The sequence below is a fragment of the Niallia oryzisoli genome, from assembly GCF_036670025.1.
In the GTDB taxonomy this organism is placed as follows: domain Bacteria; phylum Bacillota; class Bacilli; order Bacillales; family Cytobacillaceae; genus Bacillus_BD; species Bacillus_BD oryzisoli.
Genome location: NZ_CP137640.1, coordinates 522,501 through 541,178 on the forward strand (window position 1 = coordinate 522,501; position 18,678 = coordinate 541,178).

An 18,678-nucleotide genomic window follows, 5' to 3' on the forward strand; every position below is an offset into this window, starting at 1 on the left:
ATAGTACCGAAGTTCCTGATTCCACACTGCCAAGAAAAGCCTCTAGTGAGGATTAGGTGCCCGTACCGCAAACCGACACAGGTAGGCGAGGAGAGAATCCTAAGGTGAGCGAGAGAACTCTCGTTAAGGAACTCGGCAAAATGACCCCGTAACTTCGGGAGAAGGGGTGCTTTTTAGGGTGAATAGCCCTGAAAAGCCGCAGTGAATAGGCCCAGGCGACTGTTTAGCAAAAACACAGGTCTCTGCGAAGCCGCAAGGCGAAGTATAGGGGCTGACGCCTGCCCGGTGCTGGAAGGTTAAGAGGAGAGGTTAGCGTAAGCGAAGCTTTGAATTGAAGCCCCAGTAAACGGCGGCCGTAACTATAACGGTCCTAAGGTAGCGAAATTCCTTGTCGGGTAAGTTCCGACCCGCACGAAAGGCGTAACGATCTGGGCACTGTCTCAACGAGAGACTCGGTGAAATTATAGTACCTGTGAAGATGCAGGTTACCCGCGACAGGACGGAAAGACCCCGTGGAGCTTTACTGTAGCCTGATATTGAATTTTGGTACAGCTTGTACAGGATAGGTAGGAGCCTGAGAAGCCGGAGCGCCAGCTTCGGTGGAGGCGTCGGTGGGATACTACCCTGGCTGTATTGACATTCTAACCCGCACCCCTGATCGGGGTGGGAGACAGTGTCAGGTGGGCAGTTTGACTGGGGCGGTCGCCTCCTAAAAAGTAACGGAGGCGCCCAAAGGTTCCCTCAGAATGGTTGGAAATCATTCGTAGAGTGTAAAGGCACAAGGGAGCTTGACTGCGAGACCTACAAGTCGAGCAGGGACGAAAGTCGGGCTTAGTGATCCGGTGGTTCCGCATGGAAGGGCCATCGCTCAACGGATAAAAGCTACCCCGGGGATAACAGGCTTATCTCCCCCAAGAGTCCACATCGACGGGGAGGTTTGGCACCTCGATGTCGGCTCATCGCATCCTGGGGCTGTAGTCGGTCCCAAGGGTTGGGCTGTTCGCCCATTAAAGCGGTACGCGAGCTGGGTTCAGAACGTCGTGAGACAGTTCGGTCCCTATCCGTCGTGGGCGCAGGAAATTTGAGAGGAGCTGTCCTTAGTACGAGAGGACCGGGATGGACGCACCGCTGGTGTACCAGTTGTTCTGCCAAGAGCATCGCTGGGTAGCTATGTGCGGAAGGGATAAGTGCTGAAAGCATCTAAGCATGAAGCCCCCTCGAGATGAGATTTCCCATAGCGTTAAGCTAGTAAGACCCCTGAAAGATGATCAGGTTGATAGGTTTGGGGTGGAAGCGTGGTGACACGTGGAGCTGACAAATACTAATCGGTCGAGGACTTAACCTAATTGAAATGCGGAGGCGCCTTGCCCAGGAGCGACAAGCTTAAGACGGGGCGGCGAGAAGGTTAACCTTCTTGACTGCACGGCTTAAGACTCGAGCTCCTAGGCGCCGCAGCTGGACAGAACAATGTTTATTACTCAGCTTTTTCTTCAGCATTATCTAGTTTTGAGGGAACAATTCTTCAAACCAAATAGTTTGGTGACGATAGCGAGAAGGTCACACCCGTTCCCATCCCGAACACGGAAGTTAAGCTTCTCAGCGCCGATGGTAGTTGGGGCCTTGCCCCTGTGAGAGTAGGACGTCGCCAAGCAAAAAAAGAGTATCCGATAAGGATACTCTTTTTTTTGCCGTCTAAACTAAGGAAACTCCAATAACCCGAATCAAATTTCAAAGTCGTTGGCCCATTATGGTAAAGTTGGTAGAGGGTGGTGCATGAAAATGACAATAAAATGGGAAGAAATTACTAAAGACAGTAGGATCCATTTAGAAGAGGTTTTAAAATTATACGACGAGGCCTTTCCGATCGATATTAGGGAACCTCATCATATATTTGATAAGGCTCTTGAAAGCTTCGGTCAAAATCCTCCAAATACGTTCCGGTTTTTAGTGGGATTAAAAAATGGGAGACCGGTTTCGTTTACAACAGGACATTATTTAGCCAAGGCTAATTGCGGGTTTATCGTCTATTTAGGTACAGATCATCATGAAAGAAGTAAAGGTCTCGGATCTCAAGCATTAAGAGTCATTGAAGAATATCTTAATAGGGATGCTGTGTTAGCTGGTAACGATTCAATAAAAGCATTTGTTCTGGAAACTGAAAAGCTAGAAGCAGCTGAAACAGAAGCTGAAAGGGAAGCATGCTTGAAAAGAGATCATTTTTATAAAATGAATGGATATCAGATATATAAAGATATCGACTACGTACAGCCGCCGCTTAACGGAGGAAATGAAATCATACCGTTAAAGCTCCTAATAAAGAAAAGACAGCAAAGTGAAATAACTGCAGCTGAAGTACAAAAACTAATTTATGCAATGTATGTTCAGAAATATCTTTTAGTAAATAATATCTCTATCAAGGAATTAAATGGTTGTCTAAAAGCAATGTCAATTCCAGCTGCGATAAAGACTGATTCTACAATTGGGAAATGCTGAAATGTCCTGATTTTTCTTATGGTTAAAATAGGCTTGCATGTAATATATATAAGGAGCAAATAATGAGGAAAATACTAAACTTCTGCTAATATTGTGAAAAAATGCACGTTATTAGTATTAGAAAGGATTATTACATAATGGGAAAAAAGCAACAGAAGAAGGTAATCTATGAGGTGCAGGAAAATGAAACGGTTTCCGATTGTCTGGACCGAATCCAAAAGGACGGATATACACCAATAAGAAAAACGGAGGTACCGATTTTTCAAGAAAAAACAGAAGGGATAGAGGTTTCTTATGAACCGATAGGGAGGCAAATAATATTTGAGGTAAGAAAAGTGGAATCGCCATAAATCCGAACAATGGAATATATTACGAATAAATTGTTCGGTGTTTTCTGTTGACAATTGTCGAAATTCATTGTTAAATGGGAATAGCGATAAAATAAAATATCTAGCCCTCATATAATAATAGGAATATGGCCTATGAGTCTCTACCCAATTACCGAAAATAATTGGACTATGGGGGAAAGTAAATTGCCCGGCAAACCAACGGAATAGACAAGGTCTATTTTTCAAATGTCAGCATACTAACTTTGTAGCCCGGACAGATTGCTTTCCCATAGGGAGGCTTCTGTCTGGGCTTTTTTCATAATAAATAGTAAAGGCAGAGTTTGTCTTATATTAAAGTTCATTTTGATAAATACTTAATTTAAATAGATCTGCGGGGGGATTTGATGAAGGCTCAAGTAGGAGTCATTATGGGTAGTAAATCAGATTGGGATACAATGAGTCATGCCTGTGAGATACTTGAAACATTTGACATACCTTATGAAAAGAAAGTGGTATCGGCACATCGCACGCCTGACCTGATGTTTGAATATGCAGAAGGAGCAAGAAACAGGGGGATTAAGGTGATCATTGCCGGCGCAGGCGGAGCTGCTCATTTACCAGGTATGGTGGCGGCAAAGACAACCTTGCCTGTAATTGGTGTTCCTGTTCAATCAAGGGCTTTAAATGGACTCGACTCCCTTTTATCCATTGTTCAAATGCCTGGGGGCATCCCGGTAGCAACAGTGGCAATCGGAACAGCAGGAGCAAAAAACGCAGGGCTGTTAGCGGTACAAATTCTCTCTGCATTTGATGATGGAATTGCAGAAAAGTTAAAAGAATACAGATTGGAAATGAAGGCACAAGCCATAGAAAGTAGTGATCAGCTTGTCTAATAAAGTGATATTACCGGGCCAGACAATTGGTATTATCGGCGGCGGTCAACTAGGAAGAATGATGGCACTGGCGGCAAAAGCAAAGGGCTTTCGAATCGCTGTTCTTGATCCAACTGAAGATTGCCCGTGCGGTCAAGTTGCGGATATCACCATTAATGGTGAGTACTGTGATCTTCATGCGATTAAAAGATTAGCTGATGTGAGTGATGTCATCACATATGAGTTTGAAAATATTGATGCAGAATGTTTACAGTGGCTGAATGAACACGCTTATGTTCCTCAAGGTGTAAAGCTGCTGGAAATCACACAGGACCGGACGAAAGAAAAAGCAGCCATTCAACATGCAGGTGTAGAGGTTGCTCCTTACGCAGTGATTGAAACAAAAGAAGATATCCTGAAAAGCCTTAAGGAATTAGGGCTTCCGGCTGTATTAAAAACAGCTAGAGGAGGATATGACGGAAAAGGACAGTTTGTCATTCGCAGCGAAGAGCAGGTGAGTGAGGCAGCAGAGCTTTTACAAGCTGGAACCTGCGTACTTGAAAAATGGATCCCGTTTGAAAAAGAAATCTCTGTCATTATTTGTCGAAACAGCAAGGGAGAACATGCTGTTTTTCCAGTTGGAGAAAATATCCATCGTGATAATATTCTGCATGAGACAATTGTCCCGGCAAGAATAAATGAGCAGGAAAAGGAATCAGCCGTACAAAAAGCGATTCAGCTTGCAGAAAGCTTTCAGCTTGTAGGAACCTTGGCTGTTGAAATGTTCTTAACGCGTGAAGGTATTTATGTGAATGAATTAGCACCAAGGCCTCATAATTCTGGTCATTACTCCATTGAGGCATGTGAAACTTCCCAATTTGAACAGCATGTTCTTGCTGTATGTAATTGGCCTCTCGGAACGACTGAGCTGTTAAAGCCTGCAGTAATGGTAAATATCTTAGGTGAACATCAAGCAGCTGTGATTGAAAAAATTCCTGAGGTCAAGGACTGGAAAATTCATTTATACGGTAAAAAAGAGGCAAAATATAAAAGAAAGATGGGCCATGTGACGATTCTGCGTCATTCCATCGAAGCGGCTTTAACTGAAATTGAAGAAAGTGGAATTTGGCAGAACGCTGCAGAAATAGATCGGAGGCTAAAACATGATTGATCGTTATACAAGACCAGAAATGGGAGCTATTTGGACAGAGGAAAACAAATTTAAGGCATGGTTGGAAGTTGAAATTTTAGCGGATGAAGCGTGGGCGGAACTTGGCGTTATTCCTAAGGAAGATGTAGCTAAAATTCGTGAAAATGCTTCATTTGATATTAATCGTATTTATGAAATTGAAAAGGAAACAAGACATGATGTTGTCGCTTTTACCCGTGCCGTTTCTGAAACATTAGGTGAAGAAAGAAAATGGGTTCATTATGGATTAACATCAACAGACGTTGTAGATACAGCTTGGTCTTATTTAATCAAACAGGCCAATACGATTCTTTTAAAGGATATTGAAAACTTCATTGAAATTTTAAAAAATAAAGCCCAAGAACATAAATATACAGTCATGATGGGCCGTACACATGGGGTTCATGCTGAACCAACAACGTTTGGCTTGAAAATGGCTCTTTGGTATGAAGAAATGAAACGCAACCTAGAGAGATTTAAACAAGCTGCAGCGGGCATTGAATATGGAAAAATTTCTGGAGCAGTTGGAACATATGCTAATATTGATCCGTTTGTTGAAAAGTATGTATGTGAGAAGCTTGGTACAAAGCCAGCTCCAATTTCAACTCAAACTTTACAGCGTGACCGTCATGCACATTACATGTCTACTATCGCTTTGATTGCGACTTCTATTGAAAAATTTGCAGTTGAAATCCGCGGCTTACAAAAAAGCGAAACACGTGAAGTAGAAGAAGCTTTTGCAAAAGGGCAAAAAGGGTCATCAGCAATGCCGCATAAGCGTAACCCAATCGGCTCTGAGAACATGACTGGAATGGCACGTGTTATCCGCGGCTATATGTTAACTGCTTACGAAAATGTTCCACTTTGGCATGAACGAGATATCAGTCATTCATCAGCAGAAAGAATTATTATTCCGGATGCAACGATCGCCTTAAACTACATGCTGAATCGTTTCGGAAATATCGTGAAAAACTTAACCGTATTCCCTGAAAATATGAAACGTAATATGGATCGCACACTTGGATTAATCTATTCTCAACGTGTTCTATTAGCCCTTATTGATAAAGGGTTAGCAAGGGAAGAAGCGTATGATACGGTACAGCCAAAAGCCATGGAGGCTTGGGAAACACAAGTACCATTCCGCACTTTAATAGAAGCAGATGAAAAAATTACCTCTAAGTTATCTGCAGAAGAAATTGCCGACTGCTTTGACTATAACTACCATCTTAAAAATGTAGATTTTATTTTCGACCGTTTAGGTTTATAAGAGATAAAAAACAGCGAGGCTGGCAGGGAACATACTTGAATCGGCCTCGCTTATAAAGAGGGGGCTTTCCAATGGAAAAAGGTGCACTGCTTTATGAAGGTAAGGCGAAAAGAGTCTATGCGACAAATGATGAACAAATTGTCTGGATTGAATATAAGGATTCAGCAACTGCTTTTAATGGAGAGAAAAAAGCTGAAATCAGCGGCAAAGGCCGTTTGAATAACGAAATTACAAGCATAATTTTTGAAAAATTAAAAGAAAAAGGAATAGAGTCTCATTTTATTAAACGTCTTTCTGAAACTGAGCAGCTTGTCAAAAAGGTCACAATTATCCCTCTTGAGACAGTTGTCCGTAATACAGCAGCTGGCAGCTTTTCAGCAAGATTAGGAATAGAAGAAGGAAAGCCTTTAAGAAAGCCAATTGTTGAATTTTACTACAAAGACGATGCTCTAGGTGATCCGCTTATTACAGATGACCATATTGAAGAGCTGCAGCTTGCAAGCGAGGCGGAACGGGAAGAAATAAAAGAGAAAGCCTTACAAGTAAATGCAGTGCTTACAGAATTATTTGCCGAGCTTGGTATTCGTCTTATCGACTTTAAGCTTGAATTCGGTAAAGATGCTTCTGGAAATATTGTGTTAGCGGACGAAGTATCGCCTGATACTTGCCGCCTTTGGGATGCAAAAACAAATGCAAAGCTGGATAAAGATGTTTTTCGAAGAGATCTTGGCAGTTTAACTGAAGTATATGAAATCATTTTAACGAAACTAGGAGGCGGCCAGCATGTTTAAAGTAAAAGTATATGTAACATTAAGAGAAAGTGTATTAGATCCACAGGGTACAGCGGTGATGCATTCATTACACGCAATGAATTATAAGGAAGTTACTGATGTACGTATTGGTAAATATATGGAGCTAATGGTAGAAAAATCAGATCGTCCGGTAGAGGAAGTTGTCAAGGAAGTTTGTGATCGTCTCCTTGCGAATCCAGTTATTGAAGACTATCGATTCGAAATTGAGGAGGCTGTTGCTCAGTGAAGTTTGCAGTCATCGTTTTTCCAGGATCCAATTGTGATATAGATATGTATCATGCGATTAAAGATGAATTAGGCGAAGAAGTAGAGTACGTGTGGCACACGGAAGAAAGCCTTGATGAATTTGACGGTATCCTTCTTCCTGGAGGATTCTCTTATGGTGACTATTTACGTACTGGTGCTATTGCCCGTTTCAGTAATGTCATGAAAGAAGTTAGAAAAGCGGCCGAAGCTGGAAAACCAATTTTAGGTGTTTGCAACGGATTTCAAATCCTGCTTGAAGCCGGCTTACTGCCAGGTGCTATGAAGAGAAATGAAAGCTTAAAGTTTATTTGCCGCCCGGTCAAGTTAAAGGTTGAAAACAATGAAACCATTTTTAGTAATGTGTATAACAAAGATGAAGTCATCACAATTCCGGTTGCCCATGGTGAGGGGAATTATTACTGTGATGACGAAACACTTGCAAAGTTAAAGGAAAATAATCAAATCGTGTTCACATATGAAGGAACAAATCCGAACGGAAGTCTTGAAAATATTGCTGGAATCATGAATGAAAAAGGGAATGTATTAGGCATGATGCCACACCCGGAAAGAGCGGTTGATGAATTGCTAGGTGGTGCTGATGGTCTGAAATTATTCCAATCAATCGTCAAACAATGGAGGGAATCACATGTCGTTAATGCTTGAACCAAGTCCGCAGCAAATTAAGGAAGAAGAAATCTACAAAACAATGGGCTTATCCTCTGAAGAGTTTGCGATGGCGGAAAAGATCCTCGGTCGTACTCCTAATTATACAGAAACAGGACTTTTTGCCGTAATGTGGTCAGAGCATTGCAGCTATAAAAATTCAAAGCCTGTATTAAAGAAATTCCCAGTAACTGGACCGCAAGTCCTTCAAGGACCTGGGGAAGGCGCAGGCATCGTTGATATTGGGGATGAACAGGCTGTTGTATTCAAAATTGAAAGTCATAATCATCCATCAGCTATCGAACCATATCAAGGGGCTGCAACAGGGGTAGGCGGAATCATCCGTGATGTTTTTTCTATGGGTGCAAGACCAATTGCCATGTTAAATTCTCTTCGTTTCGGGGAGCTTGATTCATCTGCACGTGTTCGTTACCTTTTTAAAGAAGTCGTTGCTGGAATTGCAGGTTATGGTAACTGTATCGGTATTCCAACAGTTGGCGGTGAAATTCAATTTGAGTCTAGCTATGAAGGAAATCCGCTTGTCAATGCTATGTGTGTTGGGTTAATTGATCATAAAGATATCCAAAAGGGTCAGGCAAAAGGAATCGGCAATACAGTCATGTATGTTGGAGCTAAAACTGGACGTGATGGTATTCACGGAGCTACGTTTGCTTCAGAAGAATTAACAGATGAGTCGGAAAAAGATCGTCCAGCTGTTCAAGTTGGGGATCCATTCATGGAAAAGTTATTGCTTGAGGCATGTCTTGAAGTGGTAAAATCGGATGCGCTTGTGGGGATTCAAGATATGGGAGCTGCAGGTCTTGCCAGCTCATCATCTGAAATGGCAAGTAAAGCAGGAACGGGCATTGAAATGAATCTTGATTTAGTTCCTCAGCGTGAAACGGGAATGACTGCCTACGAAATGATGCTATCTGAATCCCAAGAACGTATGCTATTAGTCGTAAAAGCGGGCCGTGAAGCAGAAATTCAAGAAATCTTTAAAAAATATGATCTAGACTGTGTGGCAATTGGAAAAGTAACGGATGATAAAATGCTTCGTCTTCTTCACAAAGGGGAAGTAGTAGCAGAAATAGCAGCTGATGCATTGGCAGAAGATGCGCCGGTTTACCATAAGCCATCTAGCGAGCCTGCCTATTATCGTGAATATCAGGCAATGAATCTTGAGGTTCCACAAGTGGAAAACTTAGAAGAAACATTGATCAAACTTTTACAGCAGCCAACCATTGCAAGCAAAGAGTGGGTATATGACCAATATGATTACATGGTTCGTACGAATACAGTTGTTTCACCTGGCTCAGATGCTGCTGTTGTCCGTGTCCGCGGTACAAGAAAGGCGCTTGCAATGACAACAGATTGTAATTCACGTTACCTGTATTTAGATCCAGAAACAGGCGGGAAAATTGCTGTGGCGGAAGCAGCAAGAAATATTGTTTGTTCCGGTGCAGAACCGCTTGCAATTACGGATAATTTGAATTTTGGAAATCCTGAGAAACCTGAAATTTTCTGGCAAATTGAAAAATCAACAGACGGCATGAGTGAAGCATGTTCTGTTCTTAATACGCCTGTTATCGGCGGAAACGTTTCTCTTTATAATGAAACAAATGGTGAAGCCATTTACCCAACTCCTGTTGTTGGAATGGTCGGCCTTGTGAAAGATGTTGATCATATTACAACACAATCATTTAAAGAAGCTGGAGATTTAGTCTATCTTCTTGGGGAAACTAAGGATGAGTTTGGCGGAAGTGAATTGCAAAAATTATTGAACGGTAAGATTTTCGGCCAAGCGCCAACTATTGATTTAGAAGTAGAAAAGAAATATCAAAAGGCAGTTCTTGAAGCAATTCAAGCTGGTCTTGTTTCGTCTGCCCATGACCTAGCTGAAGGAGGTCTTTCAGTTGCGATAGCAGAAAGTGTTATCGGCTCTAATGGATTAGGAGCGAAAATTCATACAGAAGGTAATGTTGTTTCTGCTTTATTCAGTGAAACACAGTCACGCTTCTTGCTTACAGTGAAGAAAGAAAATCAAGCTGAATTTGAAAAAATAACAGGTGCCGTTTTAATTGGTGAAGTAACAGAAGAGCCAACACTGCAGATCGTGCATAACGGCGAAACTGTTATCAATACTCCAGTTGAAACGTTAGAATCTGCTTGGAGAGGAGCTATTCCATGCCTGCTAAGTTAATCGGAAATCCTAACTTGAAGGGGTTACCTGAATTAAAAAGGTTAGGTGAACTAAAAGGACTTAATGAGGAATGTGGGATTTTTGGAATTTGGGGTCATCCGGATGCAGCACAGATTACGTATTATGGTCTTCATGCTCTTCAACACCGAGGCCAAGAGGGTACAGGAATAGTTGTAACTGATGGAGAGATCGTAAAAGGTGTCAAAGGTGAAGGCCTTGTAACAGAAATCTTTCATTCTGACGCTATGAAGGAACTTTCATTTGGAAAAGCTGCCATTGGCCATGTTCGCTATGCAACAGCAGGCGGAAGCGGGTATGAAAATGTTCAGCCGCTTGTTTTCCATTTTCAAACAGGAAGCCTGGCGCTTGCCCACAATGGGAATTTGGTTAATGCGATACAGTTAAAAAGTCAACTTGAAGGACAAGGCAGTATTTTCCAAACAAGTTCGGATACAGAAGTACTAGCACACTTAATTAGACGCGGCGGGAACACTTCATTTAAAGATCGAGTTAAAAATGCATTAGGTATGCTTAAAGGGGCTTATGCGTTTCTTATTATGACAGAAGATCATCTAATGGTTGCACTTGATCCTAATGGAATGCGCCCATTATCATTAGGTAAAATCGGAGATGCCTATGTGGTTGCATCAGAAACATGTGCTTTTGATGTAGTAGGAGCAGAGTTTATCCGAGATATTTTACCTGGTGAATTATTAATTATTGATGATGAAGGTTTTCGCTCTGAAATGTATGCCCGCGCATCGCATCAAGCAATGTGTATGATGGAATATGTATACTTCGCCCGTCCAGATAGTAATATTAACGGAATCAATGTTCATTCAGCACGTAAAAGACTAGGGAAGAAATTGGCTGAAGAAGTAAAAATTGAGGCTGATGTCGTAACCGGTGTCCCTGATTCAAGTATTTCTGCAGCGATTGGTTTTGCTGAAGCATCTGGGATTCCTTATGAATTAGGATTAATCAAAAATCGCTATGTAGGACGTACCTTTATTCAACCATCTCAAGCATTAAGGGAACAAGGGGTAAAAATGAAGCTTTCCCCGGTTCGTGGAGTAGTAGAAGGTAAAAGAGTCATTATGGTTGATGATTCAATTGTGCGTGGAACGACTAGTAGACGAATTGTCAGAATGCTTCGTGATGCAGGTGCTACGGAAGTTCATGTAGTCATTAGTTCGCCGCCAATTAAAAATCCATGTTTCTATGGGATTGATACTTCAAGAAGAGAAGAACTTATTGCAAATGACAAATCAATTGAAGAAATCAGAAAAATTATTGAAGCTGATACATTAACGTTCTTAAGTGCAGAGGGAATGGTAGAAGCCGTAGGTGGAAATGGTGAAGGTGAAACCCGCGGCCATTGTATGGCATGCTTTACTGGCAATTATCCAACTGAAATTTATGATGATCTCGAACAACAAGAGATTAAAGAAAAACTATTAAAGAAATAATTTAAGCGATAAAAGACGGAAGTCTCAAAGGTGATGAGGTCTGGCATCATTTTACAATATTCGGTGCTTAATGTTTAGGCACTGAATATTGTATTTTCCATGTTGCCGTCTCAAGTGGGACAGTCTCTATGATAAATGGGGGATCTCAATATGGCAAAAGCATATGAACAAGCAGGTGTAAATATCGAAGCAGGGTATGAGGCCGTTGCAAGAATGAAAAAGCATGTGCAAAAGACAGTGAGACCCGGCGTCCTTGGCGGGTTAGGCGGATTTGGCGGAATGTTTGATTTATCCACATTAAATTTGAAAGAGCCAGTATTAGTATCAGGGACAGATGGTGTCGGGACAAAGCTAATGCTTGCGTTCATGATGGATCGCCATGACACAATCGGTATCGATGCTGTTGCAATGTGTGTGAACGATATTGTGGTACAAGGGGCAGAGCCAATTTATTTCCTTGATTATATTGCTTGTGGCAAAGCAGACCCGGCGAGGATTGAAGCAATTGTTAAAGGAATTGCTGATGGCTGTGAACAAGCAGGCTGTGCACTTGTTGGCGGTGAAACAGCAGAAATGCCTGGTATGTACAGTGAAGAGGAATATGACCTTGCTGGATTTGCAGTTGGGGCATGTGAAAAAAGCAAGATTATTACTGGTGAAGAAATCAAGCAAGGTGATATCCTAATTGGTTTAGCTTCGAGCGGTATTCATAGTAATGGATACTCCCTTGTCCGCAAGCTATTTATACAACAGGCAGGAATGAGCCTAACTGATCATGTAGAGGAGCTTGGCTGCACATTAGGTGAAGAGCTGCTTCGTCCGACAAGAATTTATGTAAAGCCAATCCTAGAGGCACTAAAGAAATTTAATTTAAAAGGCCTTGCCCATATTACCGGCGGCGGCTTTATTGAAAATATTCCTCGGATGCTTCCCGAAGGATGCGGTGCGGAGTTAAATGAAGAAAATTGGCAGGTTCCGACAGTGTTTAAACTGATGGAATCAATCGGTGAGTTGGACAGAAACGAAATGTACAATATTTTTAACATGGGAACTGGAATGGTAATTGCTGTTGATGAAAAAGACGCTAGTGACGTGGTGGAGTTTTTCAATCAAGCAGGTGAAAAGGCTTATCCTATTGGGGTTGTTTCAAATGAACCGGGAATTCATATTACATTGAAATAAGCTTTCATATTCAAAAATAGCCTGTTCATTCGGAAAAACGGAGGAAAGTTCATGAAAAAAATTGCTGTGTTTGCTTCTGGGAGCGGTACGAACTTTCAAGCAATTAATGATGCAATAAAAACGGGTACATTAGATGCACAAATTGCCCTGCTTGTCTGCGACCGTAAAGGTGCAATGTGTATTGAGCGGGCAGAAGCAGAAAACATTCCAACCTTTGTCTTTACTGCAAAGGACTATAATGACAAAGCCGGTTATGAAGAAAAAATTCTGTTGAAGCTGAAAGAGCAGGAGATTGAATTTATTGTCCTAGCAGGATATATGAGAATAATTGGACATACTTTATTGAATGCATTCCAAGGAAAAATCGTGAATATTCATCCTTCGCTTCTTCCTGCTTTCCAAGGGAAAGACGCAATTGGTCAGGCTTTAGCTGCAAACGTAACAAAGACCGGGGTAACCGTTCACTTTGTAGATGAAGGCATGGATACAGGACCTGTCATTGAACAACGCGAAGTTGCTATTGATCCGGGTGATACAAAGGAAATATTGGAAGAGAAAATTCATGCGGTTGAACATAAACTTTACCCTGCTGTCTTACAAAAAATATTTAAAGGTGTATGAGGGTAGGTTGCTTTATTAGAAGCAAATGATTGTTGTTCAAAACAATGAAATGTATTAAATCACCGAGGGGGGACTTTATCATGAAAAAACGCGCATTATTAAGCGTTTCAGATAAAACAGGCGTAACAGATTTTGCTAAGCAATTGGTAGAGCTTGGGTTTGAATTAATTTCAACTGGCGGTACAAAAAAAGCAATCGAGGATGCAGGAATTCCAGTTATTAGTGTCAGTGATGTAACCGGATTTCCAGAAATTTTAGACGGACGGGTAAAAACATTGAATCCGCTGATTCATGGCGGTTTGCTTGCAAAATTTGACGAACCAAGTCACATGGAGCAAATGAAAGAACATCAAATCGACCCGATTCAAATCGTATGCGTAAACCTATACCCATTCCAGCAGACAATTGAAAAGCCTAATGTGACAGTAGATGACGCCATTGAAAACATCGATATCGGCGGCCCTACAATGCTTCGTTCTGCCGCAAAAAATCATCAATATGTTGCTGTGGTTGTTGACCCATCAGATTATGAAAAAGTAATCAGTGATTTGAAGGAAGCTGGCGAGGTTACCTTTGAAACACGCCGTGCGCTTGCTGCAAAGGTATTCCGTCATACAGCAGCATATGATGCGATCATTGCTAATTATATGACCGAACTTACAGGTCTTGAAACACCGGAAAAATTAACCGTTACGTATGAATTAAAACAAGGATTACGTTATGGCGAAAATCCACACCAAAAAGCAGCATTCTATAGTAAGCCGCTTGGTTCTAAGTTTTCGATTGCTTATGCTCAGCAATTACATGGAAAAGAACTCTCTTATAATAATATTCATGATGCAGATGCAGCATTACAGATCGTAAAAGAGTTTTCTGAGCCTGCTGCGGTAGCTGTTAAGCATATGAATCCATGTGGAGTAGGTACAGGAAGCGATATCTTCACAGCTTTTGAAAAGGCATTTGAAGCAGATCCAATTTCTATCTTTGGCGGAATTATTGCCTTGAATCGTGAAGTAGACAAACAATTAGCTGAGAAGCTTCATGAGATTTTCCTTGAAATTATTATTGCCCCTTCCTTTACAGCGGAAGCACTAGCTGTTCTGACTTCAAAGAAAAATCTTCGTTTATTAACGATTGCATTTGACCAGCAGGGAACAAATGAAATGACTTTGACTTCTGTTGAGGGCGGCCTGCTTACACAGGATCAAGACAATTATTCCTTAGATAACGCAACAATCACCATTCCAACAGATCGAAAGCCTACTGATGATGAGTGGGAGGCATTAAAGCTTGGCTGGAAAGTTGTGAAACATGTAAAGTCTAATGCCATCGTTGTCACAGATAAACAGATGACACTTGGCGTTGGAGCAGGACAAATGAACCGCGTTGGATCAGCAAAAATTGCACTGGAACAGGCAGGAGAAAAAGCAAAAGGAGCTGCAATGGCATCTGATGCATTCTTCCCAATGGATGATACGGTAGAAGCGGCAGCAAAAGCAGGAATTACCGCTATTATTCAACCTGGCGGATCAATCCGTGACGAAGATTCCATCAAAAAGGCAAATGAGTACGGAATTGCGATGGTCTTTACTGCAGTGCGCCATTTTAAACATTAACTTTATTCAGCAGAAGTAGAACGCTTCTGCTGAATAAAGTTAAGCCTCCGGCGGATGTCTCGGATTTTTTAGGGGAGTTTATCGAGCAAGCTCGATAAAAATCCGGACGCAAATTCGACGGGCGAATTTGATTTTATCCTATTAACATTACGGGGAGCTGAACGGAATGAATATATTGGTTATCGGCCGGGGCGGTCGTGAGCATGCCATTTGCCGTAAAGTGTCAGAAAGTCCAAAAGTCGAAAAAGTATATGTGGCACCAGGCAACGCAGGGATGACAGATGTTGCTGAATTAATACAAATCGATGAAAGTAACCAGGAGAAGCTGGTTGAGTTCGCTAAGGCCAATGAGATCGGCCTTACGATCATAGGACCTGAAGTGCCTTTATTAGAAGGTCTTGCTGATCGTTTTGAGGAAGCTGGCTTAAAGGTCTTCGGTCCAAAACAAAAGGCGGCTGAAATCGAAGGAAGTAAGGCTTTTGCTAAGGAATTAATGCAGAAATATAATATCCCGACAGCCGAGTATGCTGTGTTTACAGATTACGAACAGGCAGTGGCCTACATTAAGGAAAAAGGCGCACCGATTGTTATCAAGGCTGACGGTCTTGCTGCCGGTAAAGGGGTAACGGTTGCGTTAACATTAGAGGATGCTTTAGCTAGCATTAAAGAAATGATGGTCGATGCAAAATTCGGAACTGCTTCAGCAACAGTTGTGGTCGAGGAATTTTTAAGCGGCGAAGAATTTTCACTTATGGCTTTAGTGAACGGTGAAAAGGTAACTCCGCTTGAAATTGCACAAGATCATAAACGTGCCTTTGATGGCGACCAGGGACCGAACACTGGAGGTATGGGGGCTTATTCTCCTGTTGAACATATCGGCCAGGATACAGTGGATATTGCCATTGAGACAGTGTTAAAACCTGCTGCAAAAGCAATGGTACAAGAAGGCCGTAGTTTTTGCGGTGTTCTGTACGCCGGCTTGATTAAAACGGAAAAAGGTCCAAAGGTCATTGAGTTTAATGCTCGTTTTGGCGATCCGGAAACACAGGTTGTTTTACCAAGAATGACCTCTGACCTTGTAGAAGTGATTGAAAAAGTAATTGCAGGTGAAGACGTAGAAATCAGCTGGGACGAGCAGGCAATGCTCGGAGTGGTCGTGGCTTCAAACGGATATCCTGAGCAATATGAAAAAGGTGCCGTGCTGCATGGCTTAGAAAAGGTAAGCAAGGAGTTATTTGTCTTTCATGCCGGTACGAAGCTAGGCGAATCTGGTGAATTTGAAACAAACGGCGGCCGTGTTCTATTAGCCGGCGCAAAAGCAAATTCACTAAAAGAGGCACAAGAGTCGGTTTATAAAGGACTGGAACACCTTCAATGTGATGGAGTATTTTACCGTAAGGATATTGGATATAAAGCTATTGCATTTATGAACAAATAAGGAAATGTCAGGTGTACAAAAAAAGGATGGCAGGCCTTTTGGCTAACCATCCTTTCTATTTTTATACGAATAAATCTGCTTCATGATGGTACTGTTTCATCAAAAGATTCTCTTGCTTCAGTATAATCCGATTCCTTCTGAAACAGGTTAGAACCCTGTCCGTTCTGAATAAGCGCTGTTATTGGACAATAGCGAACAATCCCTTCAGCCACTTTCATTGCACCGCATATTGACATCAATAAATAGGAGTTGCAGTAAGGTCTTTTAGAAAGCTTTGCTGTACACCAAGATAAAAGAGAGAGACCAATTGTAATTCTAATCAATGCATTTAGAATCCCGATATTCTTTTCTACTTTTATCATGTCATCAACCCTTTCTAAACATAAATTTTACAAATATTTTAAGCAAAACTTTAGTGCGCTAAATCGTGAAATATGTTACTATTGATATTAAACACCATGTAAGGGTTTACAATTTATTAATTAAAGGAGGGGCGTAACATGCTTGAACAACGCTACCGATGGAAAAATAAACATTTACGAGAACATGTTGCAGTCATAGATGGTAAACTAGCCCCGACCATGCTATTAAAAAATGCTCGTTATTTAAACCAAATATTTCAGAAATGGATAACGGCCAACATTTGGATCTATGATGATCGAATTGTTTATGTTGGAAACAATTTGCCGCAAAACATGAGCGGCTGTGAAGTGGTTGATTGTACAAATCTAACACTTGTTCCAGGCTATATTGAACCACATGCACATCCATTTCGTTTATATAATCCCCTATCACTGGCTGCATATGCATCCCAATTTGGAACAACAACGATGATCAATGATAATCTTTGGTTATTTTTACATCTTGATAAAAAGAAAGCGTTTTCTTTTTTGAGGGAAATGAGGCAAATTCCTTCCACTATGTATTGGTGGAGCCGTTTTGATTCTGAAACGGAAATAAAGGATGAAGAAGTTACTTTTTCCCATAGTCACGTAAAGTCTTGGCTGGAACATGATGCAGTCCTGCAGGGAGGAGAACTAACAGGCTGGCCTAAGCTGCTTGATGGCGATGATATGATGCTTCATTGGATTCAGGAAGCCAAAAGAATGAGAAAGAAAATTGAAGGGCATTTTCCAGGAGCTTCTGAAAAAACGCTGGCAAAAATGACTCTGTTAGGTGCTGATAGTGATCATGAGGCCATTAATGGAGAAGAAGTGTATAACAGGCTCATGCAGGGATATACAGTCCCATTAAGATATTCTAGCATTCGTCCTGATCTGTCGAATCTATTAGATGAAATCCATGAACTTGGCATTGATAGGTATGATAAATTTATACTAACAACAGATGGTTCTTCAGCAGAGTTTTATGAACAGGGAATCATTGACAATATGATTAAAATTGCGATCGAAAAAGGGGTTCCCGTGATTGACGCTTATAATATGGCGACAATCAATGTAGCAAGACACTATAACATCGAGTATTTACATGGGAATATCGCTACAGGCCGGATTGCTAATATTAACTTTTTAACAGATGAACACAATCCTACTCCTGTATCAGTTTTAGCAAAAGGGAAATGGGTTAAACGTGATGGAGTAATTAATAGGGATGGTTATAAGCTATCATCTGCTGATGAATTTGATATGCATCCATTACAAATTGATTGGGAACTATCGTTAGAAGATCTGCAGTTCTCCATGCCTGTCGGGATTGTAATGGAAAATGCAGTTATTACGAAGCCTTATTCACTTTCCATTGATGTATCTGGTGATCAATTAAATAGTAAGGATGAATGCTTCTTTATGTTTGTTGATCGGTACGGCAAATGGAGAATCAATACGATTATAAAAGGCTTTGCCGAAAATCTTTCCGGATTAGCAAGCAGTTTTACTCATACGGGGGATATTGTCTTAATCGGGAAGGATAAACATGATATGCTTAAAGCTTTTGAACGCATGAAGGAAATTGGCGGCGGAATTGTGATGGCTGAAGATGGTGAAATTGTAAAAGAAATTTCCCTGACATTAAGAGGGCTGGTATCTAAAAAGCCTGTCGAAGAGCTAATTGACGAGCAAAAGGATTTTGTTTCCTATATGCAAGAAAAGGGCTATCGATATGCCGATCCTTTTCAGACCTTGTTATTTTTCTCAGCTACCCATTTGCCATATATCCGGATTACTCCAGTAGGGATGTACGAAGTCAAAAAGAAAATGGTACTCTTTCCAACTATAATGCGTTAAAATATAAAAGGATAATGTGTAAAATAGAACAATGA

At 41.2% G+C, this 18,678-nt stretch carries 16 protein-coding genes, 2 rRNA genes and 1 riboswitch (1 of these 19 cut by a window edge); of the genes, 17 read left to right on the forward strand and 1 reads right to left on the reverse strand.

Annotation, left to right across the window (positions count from 1 at the left end):
- The 16 genes from R4Z09_RS02610 to purD all read left to right on the forward strand — a co-directional run.
- Window positions 1–1,345, forward strand: a 23S ribosomal RNA gene (locus R4Z09_RS02610) (it extends 1,587 nt beyond the left edge of the window).
- A gap of 190 nt (window positions 1,346–1,535) precedes the next feature.
- Window positions 1,536–1,651 (forward strand): 5S ribosomal RNA (gene rrf, locus R4Z09_RS02615).
- Between the two features lie 128 nt (window positions 1,652–1,779).
- Window positions 1,780–2,493, forward strand: coding sequence for a GNAT family N-acetyltransferase (locus R4Z09_RS02620; RefSeq protein WP_338450846.1), 714 nt, complete (start codon window positions 1,780–1,782; stop codon window positions 2,491–2,493).
- A 137-nt stretch (window positions 2,494–2,630) separates the two neighbouring features.
- Window positions 2,631–2,843, forward strand: coding sequence for an NETI motif-containing protein (locus R4Z09_RS02625; protein ID WP_338450847.1), 213 nt, complete (start codon window positions 2,631–2,633; stop codon window positions 2,841–2,843).
- 87 nt (window positions 2,844–2,930) lie between these two features.
- Window positions 2,931–3,032: riboswitch (purine riboswitch) on the forward strand.
- 194 nt (window positions 3,033–3,226) lie between these two features.
- Window positions 3,227–3,715 (forward strand): 5-(carboxyamino)imidazole ribonucleotide mutase, encoded by a 489-nt coding sequence (gene purE, locus R4Z09_RS02630; protein ID WP_338450848.1) that lies wholly within the window; start codon window positions 3,227–3,229, stop codon window positions 3,713–3,715.
- A complete protein-coding gene (gene purK, locus R4Z09_RS02635; RefSeq protein WP_338453186.1) occupies window positions 3,702–4,865 on the forward strand; it encodes a 5-(carboxyamino)imidazole ribonucleotide synthase in 1,164 nt (387 codons plus the stop codon). The genes purE and purK overlap by 14 nt, the downstream gene beginning before the upstream one ends.
- Window positions 4,858–6,150 (forward strand): adenylosuccinate lyase, encoded by a 1,293-nt coding sequence (gene purB / locus R4Z09_RS02640; RefSeq protein ID WP_338450849.1) that lies wholly within the window; start codon window positions 4,858–4,860, stop codon window positions 6,148–6,150. Before purK ends, purB begins: the two co-directional genes overlap by 8 nt.
- Before the next feature lie 71 nt (window positions 6,151–6,221).
- Window positions 6,222–6,941, forward strand: coding sequence for a phosphoribosylaminoimidazolesuccinocarboxamide synthase (gene purC, locus R4Z09_RS02645; RefSeq protein ID WP_338450850.1), 720 nt, complete (start codon window positions 6,222–6,224; stop codon window positions 6,939–6,941).
- Entirely contained in the window at window positions 6,934–7,188 is a 255-nt protein-coding gene (purS, locus tag R4Z09_RS02650; protein WP_338450851.1) for a phosphoribosylformylglycinamidine synthase subunit PurS, read from the forward strand. Before purC ends, purS begins: the two co-directional genes overlap by 8 nt.
- The gene (gene purQ / locus R4Z09_RS02655; protein ID WP_338450852.1) at window positions 7,185–7,871 is read left to right on the forward strand and encodes a phosphoribosylformylglycinamidine synthase subunit PurQ; all 687 of its coding nucleotides are present in this window, start codon (window positions 7,185–7,187) and stop codon (window positions 7,869–7,871) included. The genes purS and purQ overlap by 4 nt, the downstream gene beginning before the upstream one ends.
- Window positions 7,855–10,074 carry a phosphoribosylformylglycinamidine synthase subunit PurL gene (gene purL, locus R4Z09_RS02660; RefSeq protein WP_338450853.1) on the forward strand — a complete coding sequence of 740 codons (2,220 nt, stop codon included), beginning with the start codon at window positions 7,855–7,857 and terminating at the stop codon, window positions 10,072–10,074. Before purQ ends, purL begins: the two co-directional genes overlap by 17 nt.
- Window positions 10,059–11,543, forward strand: a complete 1,485-nt coding sequence (gene purF, locus R4Z09_RS02665; RefSeq protein ID WP_338450854.1) for an amidophosphoribosyltransferase — start codon at window positions 10,059–10,061, stop codon at window positions 11,541–11,543. The genes purL and purF overlap by 16 nt, the downstream gene beginning before the upstream one ends.
- Window positions 11,544–11,693: 150 nt before the next feature.
- Window positions 11,694–12,725: a phosphoribosylformylglycinamidine cyclo-ligase gene (gene purM / locus R4Z09_RS02670; protein WP_338450855.1), complete on the forward strand. Its 1,032-nt coding sequence runs from the start codon at window positions 11,694–11,696 to the stop codon at window positions 12,723–12,725.
- Between the two features lie 51 nt (window positions 12,726–12,776).
- Window positions 12,777–13,346, forward strand: a complete 570-nt coding sequence (purN, locus tag R4Z09_RS02675; RefSeq protein WP_338450856.1) for a phosphoribosylglycinamide formyltransferase — start codon at window positions 12,777–12,779, stop codon at window positions 13,344–13,346.
- An 80-nt stretch (window positions 13,347–13,426) separates the two neighbouring features.
- A complete protein-coding gene (gene purH / locus R4Z09_RS02680; RefSeq protein WP_338450857.1) occupies window positions 13,427–14,962 on the forward strand; it encodes a bifunctional phosphoribosylaminoimidazolecarboxamide formyltransferase/IMP cyclohydrolase in 1,536 nt (511 codons plus the stop codon).
- A gap of 166 nt (window positions 14,963–15,128) precedes the next feature.
- Window positions 15,129–16,400, forward strand: a complete 1,272-nt coding sequence (purD, locus tag R4Z09_RS02685) for a phosphoribosylamine--glycine ligase (protein ID WP_338450858.1) — start codon at window positions 15,129–15,131, stop codon at window positions 16,398–16,400.
- 80 nt (window positions 16,401–16,480) lie between these two features.
- Here purD and R4Z09_RS02690 read toward each other — a convergent pair whose 3' ends face one another.
- On the reverse strand, window positions 16,481–16,762 hold the full coding sequence (locus R4Z09_RS02690) for a DUF2892 domain-containing protein (RefSeq protein WP_338450859.1): 282 nt from the start codon (window positions 16,760–16,762) through the stop codon (window positions 16,481–16,483).
- Window positions 16,763–16,900: 138 nt separating this feature from the next.
- Between R4Z09_RS02690 and R4Z09_RS02695 the strand changes: the two genes are divergently transcribed.
- Window positions 16,901–18,643, forward strand: coding sequence for an adenine deaminase C-terminal domain-containing protein (locus R4Z09_RS02695; protein ID WP_338450860.1), 1,743 nt, complete (start codon window positions 16,901–16,903; stop codon window positions 18,641–18,643).
- Window positions 18,644–18,678 lie beyond the last annotated feature (35 nt).